Origin of the sequence: Allomuricauda sp. ANG21 (assembly GCF_040705235.1) — a bacterium.
In the GTDB taxonomy this organism is placed as follows: Bacteria; Bacteroidota; Bacteroidia; order Flavobacteriales; family Flavobacteriaceae; genus Flagellimonas; species Flagellimonas marina.
Genome location: NZ_JBFCVT010000011.1, coordinates 469,968 through 486,662 on the forward strand (window position 1 = coordinate 469,968; position 16,695 = coordinate 486,662).

General features: G+C 40.2%; 16 protein-coding genes. 5 read left to right on the forward strand and 11 right to left on the reverse strand.

What is annotated here, in order from left to right:
• Positions 1–292 precede the first annotated feature (292 nt).
• Complete coding sequence (gene uvrA, locus AB1A65_RS10890; RefSeq protein ID WP_366588879.1) at positions 293–3,094, reverse strand: excinuclease ABC subunit UvrA; 2,802 nt, start codon at positions 3,092–3,094, stop codon at positions 293–295.
• A gap of 251 nt (positions 3,095–3,345) precedes the next feature.
• On the opposite strand from uvrA, the gene AB1A65_RS10895 reads away from it, so the two are divergent.
• Entirely contained in the window at positions 3,346–3,927 is a 582-nt protein-coding gene (locus AB1A65_RS10895; protein ID WP_366588883.1) for a sigma-70 family RNA polymerase sigma factor, read from the forward strand.
• A 250-nt stretch (positions 3,928–4,177) separates the two neighbouring features.
• Here AB1A65_RS10895 and nth read toward each other — a convergent pair whose 3' ends face one another.
• The gene (gene nth, locus AB1A65_RS10900) at positions 4,178–4,840 is read right to left on the reverse strand and encodes an endonuclease III (RefSeq protein ID WP_366588885.1); all 663 of its coding nucleotides are present in this window, start codon (positions 4,838–4,840) and stop codon (positions 4,178–4,180) included.
• Between the two features lie 55 nt (positions 4,841–4,895).
• Here nth and bcp point away from each other — a divergent pair, with 55 nt between their 5' ends.
• Positions 4,896–5,348, forward strand: a complete 453-nt coding sequence (gene bcp / locus AB1A65_RS10905) for a thioredoxin-dependent thiol peroxidase (RefSeq protein WP_366588887.1) — start codon at positions 4,896–4,898, stop codon at positions 5,346–5,348.
• Between the two features lie 274 nt (positions 5,349–5,622).
• Here bcp and AB1A65_RS10910 read toward each other — a convergent pair whose 3' ends face one another.
• The gene (locus tag AB1A65_RS10910; RefSeq protein WP_366588890.1) at positions 5,623–7,080 is read right to left on the reverse strand and encodes a TonB-dependent receptor; all 1,458 of its coding nucleotides are present in this window, start codon (positions 7,078–7,080) and stop codon (positions 5,623–5,625) included.
• Between the two features lie 77 nt (positions 7,081–7,157).
• On the opposite strand from AB1A65_RS10910, the gene AB1A65_RS10915 reads away from it, so the two are divergent.
• Genes AB1A65_RS10915 through AB1A65_RS10925 form a run of 3 tightly spaced genes read left to right on the forward strand, consistent with a single transcriptional unit; the run spans position 7,158 to position 9,104 of the window.
• A complete protein-coding gene (locus AB1A65_RS10915; protein WP_366588892.1) occupies positions 7,158–7,934 on the forward strand; it encodes an MBL fold metallo-hydrolase in 777 nt (258 codons plus the stop codon).
• A 6-nt stretch (positions 7,935–7,940) separates the two neighbouring features.
• The gene (locus AB1A65_RS10920) at positions 7,941–8,435 is read left to right on the forward strand and encodes a hydrolase (RefSeq protein WP_366588895.1); all 495 of its coding nucleotides are present in this window, start codon (positions 7,941–7,943) and stop codon (positions 8,433–8,435) included.
• A 6-nt stretch (positions 8,436–8,441) separates the two neighbouring features.
• Entirely contained in the window at positions 8,442–9,104 is a 663-nt protein-coding gene (locus AB1A65_RS10925) for a hypothetical protein (RefSeq protein WP_366588897.1), read from the forward strand.
• A gap of 220 nt (positions 9,105–9,324) precedes the next feature.
• On the opposite strand, the gene AB1A65_RS10930 is transcribed toward AB1A65_RS10925, so the two are convergent.
• The 8 genes from AB1A65_RS10930 to AB1A65_RS10965 all read right to left on the reverse strand — a co-directional run bounded on the left by AB1A65_RS10930 (position 9,325) and on the right by AB1A65_RS10965 (position 16,657).
• Positions 9,325–9,984: an alpha/beta fold hydrolase gene (locus tag AB1A65_RS10930; RefSeq protein ID WP_366588899.1), complete on the reverse strand. Its 660-nt coding sequence runs from the start codon at positions 9,982–9,984 to the stop codon at positions 9,325–9,327.
• Between the two features lie 9 nt (positions 9,985–9,993).
• A complete protein-coding gene (locus AB1A65_RS10935) occupies positions 9,994–10,317 on the reverse strand; it encodes a hypothetical protein (RefSeq protein WP_366588902.1) in 324 nt (107 codons plus the stop codon).
• A gap of 4 nt (positions 10,318–10,321) precedes the next feature.
• On the reverse strand, positions 10,322–11,575 hold the full coding sequence (locus AB1A65_RS10940) for a dihydroorotase (RefSeq protein ID WP_366588905.1): 1,254 nt from the start codon (positions 11,573–11,575) through the stop codon (positions 10,322–10,324).
• Positions 11,572–13,494, reverse strand: coding sequence for a BatA domain-containing protein (locus tag AB1A65_RS10945; RefSeq protein ID WP_366588907.1), 1,923 nt, complete (start codon positions 13,492–13,494; stop codon positions 11,572–11,574). Before AB1A65_RS10945 ends, AB1A65_RS10940 begins: the two co-directional genes overlap by 4 nt.
• Before the next feature lie 161 nt (positions 13,495–13,655).
• Positions 13,656–14,663, reverse strand: a complete 1,008-nt coding sequence (locus AB1A65_RS10950) for a glycosyltransferase family 2 protein (protein WP_366588910.1) — start codon at positions 14,661–14,663, stop codon at positions 13,656–13,658.
• 65 nt (positions 14,664–14,728) lie between these two features.
• Positions 14,729–15,667: a hypothetical protein gene (locus tag AB1A65_RS10955; RefSeq protein ID WP_366588912.1), complete on the reverse strand. Its 939-nt coding sequence runs from the start codon at positions 15,665–15,667 to the stop codon at positions 14,729–14,731.
• Positions 15,657–16,328 (reverse strand): SGNH/GDSL hydrolase family protein, encoded by a 672-nt coding sequence (locus AB1A65_RS10960; RefSeq protein WP_366588915.1) that lies wholly within the window; start codon positions 16,326–16,328, stop codon positions 15,657–15,659. The genes AB1A65_RS10955 and AB1A65_RS10960 overlap by 11 nt, the downstream gene beginning before the upstream one ends.
• 62 nt (positions 16,329–16,390) lie before the next feature.
• On the reverse strand, positions 16,391–16,657 hold the full coding sequence (locus tag AB1A65_RS10965; protein WP_366588917.1) for a hypothetical protein: 267 nt from the start codon (positions 16,655–16,657) through the stop codon (positions 16,391–16,393).
• Positions 16,658–16,695: the final 38 nt, after the last annotated feature.

The window sequence follows — 16,695 nt, forward strand, 5'->3', positions numbered from 1 at the left end:
TACTCCATGGTTTTGACCCGAAATTCAAAAATTGTTGAGATGATCTCGAGGCAAATCTGGATTATATTAGTTTCTTCCAATACCTTTAGATTAATAGGTATACTTGTACAAATTTTTCAAATTCAATGCACAGAAGAGCCAACCACTTTATGAATAGCGGTTATCATTTGACGAAGAGGTCATATAGGTTGACTGATTTTTCAGTCCTATGTAAATTTTATCAAAAAGGGCAAGAGTTCCACGACAAGAATACCTTTTCTTGTGCTTTATGCACTAGTGAAGAAAATCCCGCTTAATTCTGTAATGAAGTATTGGGGGGTACTTTTTCCAGCAAGTACTTTGCGGTTATAGAATTGTTATTCTTGATTAATTCCTCAGGAGTACCTTCGGCTACCAAGTGACCACCATTTTCTCCCCCTTCTGGACCTAAATCGATGATATGGTCAGCACATTTAATGAGCTCAATATTGTGCTCAATAACGATTACGGAGTGTCCCTTAGCAATCAATTCATCAAAGGATTTGAGGAGTTTTTTAATATCGTGAAAATGTAGACCGGTAGTGGGTTCATCAAAGATGAACAAGGCTTTTTCCTTAGTATTTCCTTTTACCAAGAACGAGGCGAGTTTAATTCGTTGCGCCTCACCACCGGAAAGGGTAGAGGAGGACTGCCCCAAAGTGACATATCCCAATCCCACATCTTGTAAGGGCTGTAATTTGTTTACAATCTTATCTTGATTATGGGTTTTAAAATGATTTATGGCATCATCAATGGTCATATTAAGGATGTCATCAATATTTTTGCCTTCAAACTGTACTTCCAAAATGTCTTTTTTGAAGCGTTTTCCATTACAAACATCGCATTCCAAATGTACATCGGCCATAAACTGCATCTCCACTGTAATCTCACCTTCGCCTTTACATTTTTCGCATCGTCCACCATCCACATTAAAGGAAAAGTGTTTGGCTTGGTATCCGCGTAGCTTGCTCAATTTTTGGGAAGCAAATAGACTTCGGATGTCGTCATAGGCTTTAATATAGGTGACGGGATTGGAACGGGAGGAACGCCCAATAGGATTTTGATCTACAAACTCCACATGCTTTATATGGGCATATTTGCCTTCCATTTCACTGAATTGCCCTGCTTTTTCTCCATAGCCACCCACTTCCTTTAATATCGTAGGATAAAGGATTTTCTTCACCAAGGTACTTTTTCCACTTCCTGATACTCCAGTGACCACAGTTAACATATTAAGTGGAAAAGTGACATCGATGTTTTTAAGGTTGTTTTCGCGTGCGCCTTTAATCTGAATGTAGTGTTTGGAATTTCTTCGCTCAGCCGGTACTTTAATTTCTTTTGAACCGTTCAAATAATCGGCGGTAAGGGAGTTGGCCTTTAACACAGCGTCCAAACTTCCGGTGGCAACCACTTCGCCGCCCAAGGTTCCTGCTTCGGGACCAATATCGATAACCTCGTCCGCAGCTTTCATGATATCCTCATCATGTTCCACTACGATTACGGTGTTGCCCAAATCTCGAAGAGACTTTAGGACTTCAATCAGGTTTTCAGTGTCTTTTGGGTGGAGGCCGATGCTGGGTTCATCCAAAATATACATGGAGCCCACCAAACTGCTTCCTAATGAAGTGGCCAAGTTGATACGCTGACTTTCCCCGCCAGAAAGGGTATTGGATTTTCGGTTAAGGGTGAGATAGCTCAACCCGACTTTATCTAAAAAATCCAAACGAGTTGTGATTTCAGTAATCAATCGTTTGGCTATGGTAGTATCGTGTTCCGAAAGATGAAGCTGCTCAAAAAAGGGAATTAGCTTCTTTATGGGGAGTTCTATCAAATCCGAAATGGATGTGCCACCCACTTTTACATAATTGGCCTCTTTACGGAGTCGTTTTCCCTTGCAGACAGTACATCTAGTTTTACCACGATAGCGGGAAAGCATCACCCTATTCTGGATTTTATAGCTCTTTTCTTCAAGCTGCTCAAAGAATTTATGGATACCTATAAAATGTTCGTTGCCGTCCCAGACCAATTGTTTTTGTTCTTCAGAGAGTTCAAACCAAGGTTTGTGAATTGGGAAATCAAACTTGTAGGCGGAATTCACCAATTGATCCCGATACCATCCCATACTTTCACCTCGCCATGGAAAAACGGCATTTTCATAAACGGACAATGCTGTATTGGGAATCACCAAATCTTCATCAATACCAATGACATCACCATAGCCTTCACACTTGGGGCATGCACCGTAGGGATTGTTAAAACTGAAAAGATGCACATTGGGTTCCAAAAATTTCATTCCGTCCAACTCAAACTGATTGCTGAACACCTTGGTTTCACCATTTTCCAAATTCTCTATGCCGCATTGGCCCTTTCCTTCAAAAAAGGCATTGTCCACCGCATTCGCCAATCGGTTATAGAAATCCTCATCATCCTTAACAATGACACGGTCCACGACCAAATCAAATTCTCGTCCTATATCCTTGGGAGCTTGATCTATGCGAAGGACTTCACCCTTATATTTAATACGCGCATAGCCTTGTTTGGAAAAAAGTTGCAACGATTTTATGGGATCACGCTCTTCCTTAATTATAATAGGAGCCAACAAAAGGAGTTTTGTTCCTTCAGTAAGTGGCTTTATATAATTGATGACATCGGTTACGGTGTGCTTTTTTACTTCCTTGCCAGAAACAGGGGAGATGGTCTTTCCGATACGGGCGTACAATAATTTTAAGTAGTCATAAATTTCGGTGGTGGTTCCAACAGTAGATCTTGGGTTTGTGGAATTCACTTTTTGCTCTATGGCAATGGCTGGTGCTATACCTTTTATATAATCTACCTTGGGCTTGTCCAATTTCCCTAAAAACTGACGAGCATAGGAGGAAAGGCTCTCTACATACCTACGTTGGCCTTCGGCATAGAGGGTATCAAATGCTAAACTGGATTTCCCTGAACCAGACAATCCAGTGATTACCACCAGTTTGTTTCGTGGAATAACAACATCTATATTTTTAAGGTTGTGGAGTTTGGCACCTTTTATGATGATATTCTGCTTGGGGTCTACGTTGGTAATCGCTGCCATTTGTTAAAATTAGGGCCTCAAAGATACGATACAGGACACTTAATACGTATATTGCACTAGTTAACATATAAAAAACAGCAAATCACAACATAGTTTTTAGGTCGCCTACCTAAATTTCTATATTTGAGTTGTAATTAAAAAACTGATAGGCCTATACAGAAATAATTACTTTTTTAAAATTTCAACTAAATACCTAAAGTCTTTCTTGGAAAGGAAAGACCGTGATATTAACCAAAAAAAAAGTAATTTGTATGGAACTACAGATTAATGACTCGATTCTAGTTAAAAACTACATTGCTGGTGATGAAAAGGCTCTAGAAGTTCTCATCAACAGACACAACCAACGAATTTCCAGCTTTATTTATTCCAAAGTTTTGGACAGGGATGTTGCCGAAGACATCTTTCAGGATACCTTCATTAAGGTCATTAAGACCTTGAAAAAAGGTTCTTACAGCGAAGAAGGTAAATTTTTGCCATGGGTAATGCGCATCGCGCACAACCTTATTATAGATCACTTTAGAAAGAACAAGCGCATGCCTAAGTTCGAAGGAAGTGATGACTTCAATATCTTCTCTGTGATAAAGGATGATAAACTAAATGCTGAAAAACAAATTATCAAAGATCAGATTGACAGCGATCTTACCTTATTGATTGATGAATTGCCCGAAGATCAAAGAGAAGTTTTGATCATGCGTATCTACAAGGATATGAGTTTCAAAGAAATATCCGAAAACACTGGGGTTAGCATCAATACAGCTTTGGGAAGAATGCGTTATGCACTGATTAACCTTAGAAAAATCGTTGATCGTAAGAATATCGTTTTGACGAATTAATTTGACACTTTGTCGAAACCAACAATATTTCAATTCTAGCGGCGTTATCTATTTGAAACATTAATGCTAGAATATGGAAAATATTTACTCTGAAGAACAAAAAGCCGTTAAATCGGTAAAAGCTAGCCAAGAAACTATTAATTTCTTACTTAGCTATTCAAAATCGATTCATGTAGTCAACTACAAAAAGCATCCATTTGAAGTAACTTTGAACTAAGTTGCTGTAAAACAGATGCAAAAAGAGCCGCAATTAGCGGCTCTTTTTGTTTTTGTAATATTCGTTAATGACAGATTTTCGCCCAATGGTCTTCGTGATGATATCTTTTTCCAAGTTCCAGCCTCTAGCTGGGCAATATTCCCTTCCATACCAGATAATTTGTAGATGAAGTCGGTTCCAGATTTCTTCCGGAAACAAACGCTTCGCATCCCTCTCCGTTTGCACCACATTTTTTCCATTACTGAATCCCCAGCGGTACATCAATCTGTGAATATGCGTATCCACTGGAAAGGCGGGTATACCAAAGGCTTGGGAAACCACCACACTAGCCGTTTTGTGGCCCACTGCTGGCAACTCTTCGAGTAGTTCGATACTTCTTGGAACTTTACCATTATATTTTTCAATCAATATTTGGGAAAGACCATGAATTCCTTTGGATTTCATCGGAGATAGCCCAACAGGTTTTATGATTTCCCGTATTTCATCCACCGAAAGTTTAACCATGTCATACGGATTATCGGCCACGGCAAATAATAAAGGGGTGATTTGATTGACCCGAACATCCGTGCTTTGGGCAGATAGCAGCACGGCAATCAACAACGTATAGGGGTCTTTGTGGTCTAAAGGGATGGGAATGGTTGGATAAATTTCATCCAATGTCCTAATAACAAAGTCAACTTTTTCTTGTTTAGTCATTTTTGTTTAGCTTTGAATAAAAATAATTAAACAATAAAATAGAGACTGTACGCATATGAATATGTTAAAAGTAGGGGATAAAGTACCTGAATTTTCTGCAAAAGACCAAAATGGCAACACAATTAATCTGAGCGATTACAAAGGAAAAAAGCTGGTTGTGTTTTTTTATCCACGCGCCAATACACCCGGTTGCACCGCTGAAGCTTGTAACTTACGGGATAACTACAAAGACTTACAAGACGCTGGATATGAAATTTTGGGAGTGAGCGCGGATTCAGAAAAAAAGCAAGCCAATTTCAAGAAAAAATATGATTTTCCCTTTCCTCTTTTGGCCGATGAAGACCACACAGTTCTAGAAATTTTTGGGGTTTGGGGACCAAAACAGTTTATGGGAAGGAAATTTGACGGCATCCATAGAACCACTTTCTTAATCAATGGTGATGGAGTTGTGGAACGAGTCATAGAGAAAGTGAAGACCAAGGACCACGCAGCACAGATATTGGAATAGAAATATTGTCACATCGAGTGCAGTCGAGATGTCTTAAATGACTTTCGACTGCACTTGCCTAGTTATAAAGATAGGTTCAAACTATATATTTGAATGAATTCATAGTTGGAGATTTCTCACGTTCCCTAGCTCCCTCGAATACTCGGGACAGGGGTTCGAAATGACACAATCACTAAAAGCAGGGCTAAATGTCATTTCAAAATGAGCAATACAGTTGCGATTGAGAAATCCAATTGTCATTTTGAGTGTAGCGAAAAATCTCCGGCTATCGAATTTACGCCTCTTCTTTCTCAGGAAGCACTTTTCGGGTAAAGAGCTGTTTCTCTTTGATCATTTCGGCGATACCTTCTGGCAACTCTTCTTCCCAACCATCTTCGCCATTGATGATTTTTTTGAGGACATCCCTAGAGAAAATGTGCATGATGTCTGGGTCATAGTCGATAATGTCCATCACTTTTCCATTGTACTTAAAGAATTTGTACAATTCCTTCATCCGTGGGTGTACCTTAATATTGTTGCTGGTCATAATCTGACCAGTCTCTGGATCCTTCATAGGATACAGGTATACTTTTAGATCTTTAAAGAACAATTTTCCAAAGGCTTCCAAGATACCTCCGCTCAAATGGCGATAATATTTCTCGTCAAAAACATCCACAAGATTGTTCACACCCATGGTTAAGCCAATTTTGGACTTGGTGTAATTGTTGAAATATTCCACCAGCTTATAATATTCCTGGAATTTGGATATCAACACCGTATGTCCCATGGAACAGAGCAATTCTGCGCGGTCCATGAAATCATGTTCATCGATTTCTCCTGAAACTTTTAAGTTGGAAAGGGTTATTTCAAAAACCACAATCGTATTTTCATATTCCACCGTTTGTTCCCGAACAAAAATGTCATACGATTTTTTGAACATGTCCATGTTCACTTTGGTCACCGGTCTAAAACTTCCCCGTAAAGCCAAAATATTTTTCTTATAAAGGACCGCAGCTGGTAAGAGGTTGTTTCCATCCGGACCGAACATGACCGCATCGGTCATATCATTCTTGATCAACTGCAAGCTCATTAAGCGGTTATCCACCTCCTTAAAGTTGGGCCCCGTAAAATTGACCATATCAATTTCCAAAGTGTCCTTATCTATATGATCGTATAAATACTTTAGTAATTTTCTGGGTTTGTGAAACTTAAAATAAGCCCCGTACATAAGATTTACACCCAAAATACCCAAAGTTTCCTGTTGTAACCGGGCTTCATTTTGTTTAAAACGAATATGCAGGACAATCTCATCGTACTCCTTTTGGTCTGGATCCAATTGAAAACGGATTCCCACCCAGCCATGACCTTTGTACCGTTTTGAAAAATCTATCGTGGCCACCGTGTTCGCGTAGGTAAAGAACAAATAGTTTGGATTGCTTTCTCGACTGATTCGCTCTTCCACCAATTTCATTTCGTGGTCCAGCATTTTTTTCAAGCGGGATTGGGTCACATACCGCCCATCCTCTTCAATACCATAAATGGCATCACTAAAGGATTTATCATAAGCACTCATCGCTTTTGCAATAGTGCCAGAAGCACCTCCGGCCCTGAAAAAATGCCGGGCTGTTTCCTGTCCGGCCCCAATCTCGGCAAACGTTCCGTAGATATTCGGATTCAAGTTGATTCTAAGGGTCTTTGCCTTAATGGAAGGGATGTTTTCAAAAGCATTCTCTTTGCTTGGTACGGTAGGCATATCCGAGAGTTTTGTGATAAACAAAGTTACACTCTTCATTCAATCTATTAAATAAATAAGTTATAATTTTGATTTTAATGGATGATAAGATGACCATTACCTTTTTGGGCACGGGAACCTCCCAGGGCATACCTGTTATCGGAAGCGATCATCCAGTTTGTCTCAGCAAAGACCCCAAGGATAAAAGATTGCGGGTCTCCGTCTTGGTTTCATGGAAAGATTTTAACTACGTAATTGATTGCGGCCCTGATTTTAGACAGCAAATGTTGACGAATCCCATAGAAAAGCTGGATGGAATTTTGTTCACCCACGAACATGCCGATCATACCGCAGGTATTGACGATATTCGACCTTTTTTCTTTCGCCAGGGCGATATTCCAATTTATGCCCATGAACGTGTAATTACCTCTTTAAAAAGACGTTTTGATTATATTTTTGCCGGCGAAAACCGATATCCCGGTGCCCCGGCGGTCCAAGTTGTACAGGTAAAAAAAGATACACCTATTGCATTGGGAGATTTGGAGGTGGTTCCCATTGAAGCCTACCACAATCGCTTGCAGGTATTTGGCTATCGGTTTGGAGAATTTGTATACCTGACCGATGTAAAGCGGGTAGCGGAGGACCAAATCAAAAAAATGAAAGGAGCTAAGGTATTGGTGGTCAATGCGCTTCGGAAAGAACCCCATCACTCTCATTTTAATTTGGAGGAAGCCATTGCATTTGCTCAAGAAGTTGGGGCTGAAAAAACCTATTTCACCCATATTAGCCATATCATGGGATTTCATGAAGAAGTGGAAAAAGAATTGCCCAAAAACATACATTTGGCATATGATAACCTACAATTGAAGATTTAAAAAGACATGAAGAACAAAATTTTCCTTTATCTATTTGTGTTTGCCGCTTTGGTGGCTTTGTACCAATTTATCAGCACAAGCAATATGCAAAAAGCCATGACCGCTGATGTTGAAGGTCTAAAGAACGAAGTGGAACAGCTGCAAGATTCCGTTCAAAAAAGTCAGCTTAAAATATTGGATATGCAATATTTTACTTTGGAAAACAATGATGATGCCTTGGCCTATTACGATCATCTCAACTTGGAGAATCCATCGCGCTATATTGAGGATAAACTTTTGGAAACCAATGAACCATCAGGAGATAATCCTTTGATTCCCTACGAAGGAATGGAAAGTGATTTTAAAATCAATAAGATCAAGGTATTGAATCACAAATGGATACTTGCTGATTTTTCGGATGGAAAGTTTTGGGGCGACTTGATCATCAAGTACGAACTCAAGGACGACTTGAGTATTGATTTCACTTTATTGGACCACTTGCTATACACCCGAAGCAACTAGCAATTTTTGAGCTTTGTCATTCTGAACGAAGTGAAGAATCTCATTGTGCCTATGAAAGACCAATGGATTCTTCAAGTACTGCGCACTTTCAGGATGACAGTATGCTACTTGCACGAAGTCGAAGTAGTAAAAATGGATTCATATCTAATAACATTGGCAACTATTTCAAAAATGGCCTCTAAAAAAACAATCAAAATTTTATCATTTGCACTAATTCTTTTTTTATGCAAAGCCTGTTTTTTGGACAGTGGAAAGGGAAAATTCATTGATGAGTTTGACCTAAAACTTAAAGGAGAAGTTATAAGCATTACGGAAAATAAGTACAATCATTATCTAGTGTGTTTAAAAGTCCTTGAATCTAATAAAAAAGAATATTTTCCATTATTTGAACCTTTCAAAAAGGAAGGGAATGGAAAAAGTAATTGGGACAAAAGATTTTTTATAAAAGTTCAAGATAGTTTGGCTCTAATCATATTGCATAATGGAGACGCGGGACAAAAAATATTACATAATAAAATCAAGCGGAAATCCATTCTGGAAATAAACATGGACGGAGAAAAAACCTATGATATCTATGACCAGAAAACTAGAGAATTCATCGGTGGGAAAAAAATATCTACATCCCCTGTACGGAACAGTATCGAAATAAGCTGTTTAAACGGTAAATAAAAATCAGCGGCTAACACGGGCAATATCTTATAGCTGCAATTCATAAACTTACATCTTTTCCACCAACCACTTGCTCTACACCCGAAGCAATTAGCAAGTTTTGAGCTTTGTCATTCTGAACGAAGTGAAGAATCTCATTTTGCTTATGAAAGACCAATGTATTCTTCAAGTACTGCGTACTTTCAGAATGACAGTATACTGCATATTACACCCCCCCAATTTAAATATGTTCCACCAACCATTTCCTAAAAGAATAAAAGTTTTGCTGAGAAACCCCATGACCAATGGGAAATTCCTCATACGTAAAGTCAACGTTAAATTTCTTTAGAAAATCTGGGGTTTTTTGGGCCCATTCCACTGGAATCACTTGGTCCACCTGCCCGTGGGAGGCATAAATATGAAGTTCGCTATGGTCTTTTTCGGTAAAATCTTCCCGTAAGATCTTTTCATTGATGTAGCCGCTCAATGCCACCACATTTTTCACCTTTTCAGGAAATGAAAGGGCTACAGCGTAACTCAATATCGTACCCTGACTAAAGCCCAATAGCGTAATATTTTTTTCATCCAAGTTGTAGGCAGCAATCGCCTCATCCATAAAAGTCACAATTTTGTCTCGAGATTCCTTGGCTTGTTCGTCATCGCTCCATTTGCCATACTCCGCATCAAAATTTATGGCATACCAGGCATGCCCAAAAGGGTCTAAATCATACGGCGCTCTTACGGAAATCACCTCCAACTCCTCTGGAAGTTCAGAAGCAAAGGAAAAAAGATCTTCTTCGTTACTGCCATACCCATGAAACATAAAAAGGGCAGGTTTTTTGCCTGATGTAAGCGCGGAGGGACGCAGTAGGTATTCCAAGGAGAGTGGGGTTGGGGACATTTTAAAATTTTAAGAAATAAAGGTAAACCATTTTTGAAAATAAGACCCCAGCACGGGCAAGGGTTGGGTCTTTTCATTCAACGCCTGTAAAAAACCATAACCCCAAAGCACCAAATAGAAAAGATACAAGGGGATGGACAGATAAACAATGCCCATAAAGGTCAATGCAATTGCCAAGACATGAAACACCAAATGTATCCCAAAGGCCTGACGTATGTGAAACCGTGCAAAGGCATTTTTGGGTTCCAAGTTCATGGTAATGGCAATTAAACAGCCCACTATGGTGATGTAGGCTACTATGGCTGTGGTTTTTCCGGGATTGGGCTTGCTCAAAATATTAAATTGATGTTTTGTCGTTATTGATTACTCCGTACACCTTGCCTTTAAGTTGCGTTCCCAAAAACATGCTGTTTTTTGAGGTGGACAGAATATCTTCCACACCAAAGGTGCTTTCTCCATCTGGGTTGAACAGGGTTAAACAGGCTTTTTCGCCCTCTTTCAGAATAGGGGTTTCCAACCCAAATCGATTACGGCCTTTGGTCAACAGCATAGTAGCTTCTTCTGCACCAAAGATGCTGTTCAAGCTACCAAAGGCGGTTTCCAGACCAAGGGAGCCATCGATGGCATTGTCAAACTCCACCCGTTTTCCTTCCACATCAATAGGAATGTGGTCACTGGTGACAAAATCGATAGTCCCGTCTTTTATGCCTTTGATCAACGCTTTTACATCGGGTTTGGTCCTTAGGGGAGGAGAAACCTTGAAGTTGGTATCGAAATCCTCAAGTGATGCATCGGTAAAGACCAGGTTATGGACGGCCACACTGCAGCTCACATCCAATCCCTTTTTCTTGGCATTGGCAATCAGTTTTACGGATTCCGCCGTTGATATGGTGGGGATGTGCAATTTTCCTCCAGTGTATTCAAGAATAAATAAATCCCGGGCAATTTGAAGCTCTTCCGCCAAGGCCGGGATTCCTTTGAGGCCCAACCGAGTTGACACCTCGCCTTCATGCACAATGCCCTTACCCTTAATTTGGCTGTCTTGTGGATGAGAGAACACCAATCCTTCAAAATTTTGGGCGTAGAGCAGAGCTATTTTTAAAAGATTGGGATTTGTAATCTGTTGTTTGAAATCATAATAGCCCACGGCACCAGCGTTTTTCATATCGAACAACTCGGCTAAATCAACACCTTCCGCATTTTTGGTCAGTGTTCCCAAAGGATAGAGATTGGTTATTTTACCAAGACTGCGTTCTTTCAAAAAAACAACATCAGAGCTGGTATCAGGCACCGGATAGGTGTTGGGGTAGAGGACAATATCCGTAAATCCGCTTTTACTGGCCACGTGAAGTCCGTTGGCAATAGTTTCCCGTTCTTCATGGCCGGGTTCACCAAAACTCACACCGCTATCAAACCAACCGAGCGAAACATGAAGATTTTTAAGGGAGACTTCTTTCGTATTTGAAGGTGTATCAATTGAGGTGGCAATCTTTTCAATAATCCCCTTTTTAATAAGGATGTCCCGCTTTTTCAAGTGCAGCTCCTTGTTGTCTGGGCACACAATTTTTGCAGACTTCAGCAGAATGTTCATGTAATGAATTTTTGGATGATTACCTCGGTCAACGCCAAAAGCAACGCTAAAATAACAAACCATTTCCAATAAGCGGTAATATTGCTTTCCGTCTCCAAGTATTCAAAAAGGGAAGCAATGGAATCTTGCGTATTGGAGTTTGGTATACTTTCTACGTCCAAATAGTTGAGCTTGCTCTCGGCTCTGGGATAATTAAAACTTATATTTTGCAACGCCTGGCCCTCTTGGTTGATGGTATAAATGCCATCTGAGGTTGGGTCCTCATCAAAGGTCAGTCGCACCCTATTGGGATAGGTCTGTTGCAATGGGATAAAATCATAATCCGTTTTGGACACATTCAAAATTTCATCACTGCCCAGATTTGTTGAAACATCCACTGTACTGATTTCCCCCAGTGTATGATAAATATCAGAAACCTGAAGACTTGAGGTGGCCATATTATAAAATGTGGGCACAATCAAAGGTGAGTTTTTAAAGTTGGAATTGTCGGTTTCCAACGAGGCGGTAAACATATAGAACCCATCATTTCCCACTAAAAAGGCATCATTGCCTTCCAAGGCTAGTATTTTGGACATCCGCGATTGCACCTTAAAGTATTCCTTTACCGTTGGGTATTGAAAATTGGTCACCTCCTTTTCAAATACATTCTGATAGAGGGGGTGGTTGAAGGAAATGGAGGTCACTTTGGTGTTACTGGCCACTTTTTCAGTGAATTGAAGGGGAGAAAAAGCGGATAAGAATGAATTGTACGAAGTCAGGTCGCTTTCATTTGATGGAACCACAATTAAAGTACCTCCATTATCCTTGAACGTTCTGAGTACATTTTGCAAACTATTGGGAATAGATTGAAGATGGTCCAGAACCACCACATTTTGTTCATCCAAAGCACTATAATCTAACTGATTCAAAGGAAACTTCTGGAATTCAAATTCGGTGTCGGGATACAATCGTTCCAAATAATCATTTTCCGAAGCACTGATGGCCAACACCTTTATTTTTTCACGTTCATTGATGTTGAAATAGAACCGATTATCATAGCTCAAACCGTTTTCGGTAATGCTCAATCTTCCATTGATTTTTTGATTTCCGGGAATGGAAAAGACCACTTCAGCAATACCATTGGAATTGAATTTAGCCGCGGATTTTGCAATGAGTGTATCCGTGTTGAACAACGAAATAGGCAGATTCTGCTCTTCAGAACCTCCCGAAAGCAAAACGATCAGTCTGGGTTGTTCCGATATTTCATCTTCAAGATAAATGGAATCAATGGACACATTTTGGGCTTCTCTAGGTTGAACAGAAACCAGAAAAGTGTTCAGTAATGAATCTGCGGTGGAATTGTTAGAAGCAGTCCGTTGTTGGAAATCCGAAATGAGAATCAAATTCTTGACACTGCTATTCGATTTTGAGAATAAGGTTGCCGCCTTCAATCTAATTTCTTCAAGATTCAACTGTTTATGGGAATAGGGCAATGACAGCAGTATATTTTGAATATCCTTTATAGTAACATTGGTATAGGTGCTTTCATTGGTGAACAGACTAAACACGGTTTCAGCATCAATATTCCTTATAAGTTCCTGCACGGCCTTTTCCAGCAATGACAATCCATTGGTTTTGGCCTGCATACTGAATGAATCGTCCAGGTACACCACAGCTTCTTTCTCTTTTAGCGCTGTCTCGGTGGATGAAAACGGTTGGGCGAATGCAATGATGATGGCAGCCAATAGTAGCAATCGTGTCAATAGCAGCAACCACTTTTTTAAACTATTGCTTTTTCGGGATTCAGAGACCACTTTTTGCAGCATGGCCACATTGGTAAAGGGTGTCTTTTTATATCGCCGTAATTGAAAAAGATGAATGAGGACTGGAATGACAAGTAGTGCGAGAGCCCAAAGAATTTCCGGATGTTTAAACTGCATTCCCAACTTTGATTGAACAAATATAGGGATTAAAATAGTGCAGGATGATAATTTTCGCTGTTAAGGGAGTGGTAAATTAGGTCAATGGTTAATGGTTAATGGTTAATGGTGAAGGGTGAAGGGTGAAAGGTGATGGATGAATGGTGATGGGTAAAGGGTGCTCAGCAAAAAAAGAAATAATCGTGCATGGGTTGCTGGCTTAATTGGTTAAAATAGGCCCTGATTTCTTTTTGGGCATCTTCATTGGCCACGGTTACAATACTTTGCGGATTGTCTAAATTATCCAATGCGTTAAAATGAACGAGTGACTTGCCGTAAATTTTCTTTCCAATTTTATTGGGGTTGTCGCACAGCCAGGTGAAATCGATTTTCTGCTTTTTTAGTTTTTTTGCAATGGTTTTTCCTTTGAATCCGGCGCCCCAAATGACCAAAGGGCGACTTTTATCATAATCCAACTTCAAAAAATAATGGAGCTTGATGTCCAAAAAGTAATTCTGGGCGTAGTGTTCATGGGTGCGGGAGGTTCTAGTATCATAATCGCGCCAAAGGTGCAGAACTTCATCACAGGGAATAATTTTTAATCCGTTTTCATAAAACCGAAAGGTAAGGTCATAGTCCTCCGGATATCTGTCAGGACTAAACCCTTCGCAAGCTTCAAAATCTTTGCGATACGCCATCCAACACGGGGAGGGGATGACACATTCCTTGTAAATTTCATTATAGTTTTCACCCTTGGCAGTCAATTGGTTTAACCAAGTTTCATAGCGTTCGTATCCATTACTGATACCTCGGTCTGAGAAATATTTGACTTGCCCCACGGCCACATGGCCCATTCCGGATTTCAATAGAGAGTTCACCATGAACTCCAGCCGATTTGGTTTCATGATGTCATCAGAGTCCATTCGGGTGACAAATTTTCCGATGCTTTGCCCGTAAGCCGTCCGTAACGCGGGAATGATGCCCTTTCCTTCATTGTTGAAGACTTTTATCCGGTCATCCTTATCCGCATAGGTGCGCAAAACCTCACAACTGGCATCGTTGGAATGGTCATTTATGGCAAGAATTTCCCAATTACGGTAGGTTTGATTCAGGATGGAATCCAAACATTCGGGAAGAAAATGTGCGGTGTTCTTAAAGGGAATACAAATACTTACCTTGGGATTTCGCATACTGCAAAGAAACTAAATACCATTTGGAACACGTCATTTAACAAAAAAAAATAACACTCCAAAACCTAAGGGCGAAATTGTAAAACATCTAGTTGGGCTTGGTACAATCTACTGTTCCCATTTTCATAGGAATTAAGAAATTGAACCAAGGATTGCATATTGTGCATGGGTCCCTCTGGGTCTGCAGTTCTTCGGCTGGTAAAATAGAGCGTGTTCGTTGCTTCATCCATAAACGGACAATAATCCATTTGTTTTGAATTGATAGGCTGGGGAAGGGGTTGGGCTTTTGACCATTCGCCCGATGTATTTTTGAAACTAATATAAAGGTCACCGCTCCCTTGTCCATCTTCACGGTTATAGCCACCAAAAATCAAATAATCGTCGTTTTTGGAAATGTAAGCGTTGTATTCGTACCCTTCAGTATTTATGCTTTCTCCCAAAGAAATGGGCTCCGAGTAGGTTCCATTTTTAAATTCACTGAAGAAAATATCATCCTCTCCCTTGGAGTCTGGACGGTCTCCGGTGTAATACAAATTGCCATTTTCAGCTACCGCGGGATAGAATTCATTATGTTCTGTATTAATTGGGGTTCCCATATTGATGGGTTGGGACCATGCCGCAGTGGTGGAAAGGCGTTCCACATACCAAATATCAAAGTCTTTGGGTGTATTGATGGAATCATGCAAGGGTCTGTTCGACACAAAATAAAGACGCAGCCCATCTGGGGCAAAAAACGGTTCCATGTCCTTATAGGTTCCTGAAAAAGAGGCAATCATGGGATTTCCCCACGCATCTCCCGTTTTTGACGAAGTGGAAATCACCGAAACATCCTCGGTTTGGGACTGAATGGTAAAATAGGATTCGGAACCGGAAGCATCCATGGTAAAATCCCTGACTTTGTCAAACTCCCTCAACACGTCAAGGGCAGGGCTCACCACTATTTCATTTTGACCAAAACCAAATAGGGTGCAAAGTGAAAAGACAAAAAAGAAACTAGTTTTCATTTCTGATGACCTTTGCAATAGCTTCTTGAATTAATTTTTCCATTACGGCATAGCCTTGTTTGGTCAAATGGACCTCATCCGTAGTCAATTCCTTGGGAAGACCACTACGTTCATCAGCCATGGCCCAAAAATAATCGAGGTACATTACGCTCTGTTCATCCGCCATTTCCTTCAACAAAAGATTCAACTTTGGAATTTTTATGTTGGGTTCAAGGCCGGGTCGCCAAGGGTAATCGTACGCTGGTAGTACAGAGCAAACAATAGGGGAGATGTTATTGACCTTCGCCAGTTCTACCATGGAGAGGATGTTGTCGCGTATTTGTTCCAATGTCATGGGACCGGTGTTGCCGGCTATATCGTTGGTGCCCGCTAAAATCACAACAATTTTAGGCTCCAATTCAATGACGTCTTGCCGAAATCGAAGCAACATCTGCGGGGTGGTCTGTCCACTAATTCCGCGATTGATATAGGGATTGTTTGCAAAGAAATCTGGGTTGGCATTGGACCAACCCTCGGTTATTGAGTTGCCCATGAAAACCACTCGGTTTTCATCTTCTTCGGGAGCGGACAATTCAGCATTTGCCTTTTTATATTTTTCCAAGTTGGGCCAGTCTTGAGCCATAATCTCTGATGAGCCTGAAAGTCCAAGAAAAGATAACATAAGCCAAAGTATTGTTTGTTTTTTTAACATGTGCTGTTTTTGTTAAAAATAGGAAAATATGGCTATGTCAAAAGCAAGTAGAGTACAAAAACGATTAGAATGGTGGCAATGGCAGCATAAAACACTCTTCTTTTTTCTTTTTCCCGTTCTATGAACATCATTTTTTTGATACGGGCAATATCTCTGGGAGTGGACTTCTTTAGGTAAAGCTTTGTCACATTCTTTTTACCATAAACATCATCCTTGGATTGAAGTTTCCTTTTTTTGAGTAAACTCCTATTTTCTTTTAAACTTTTGATGGCATGCATCATGCTTCCTTCTCCTCCCATGATTCTTTTGTTTATGTATTAGTTTGAAATAATGTCAA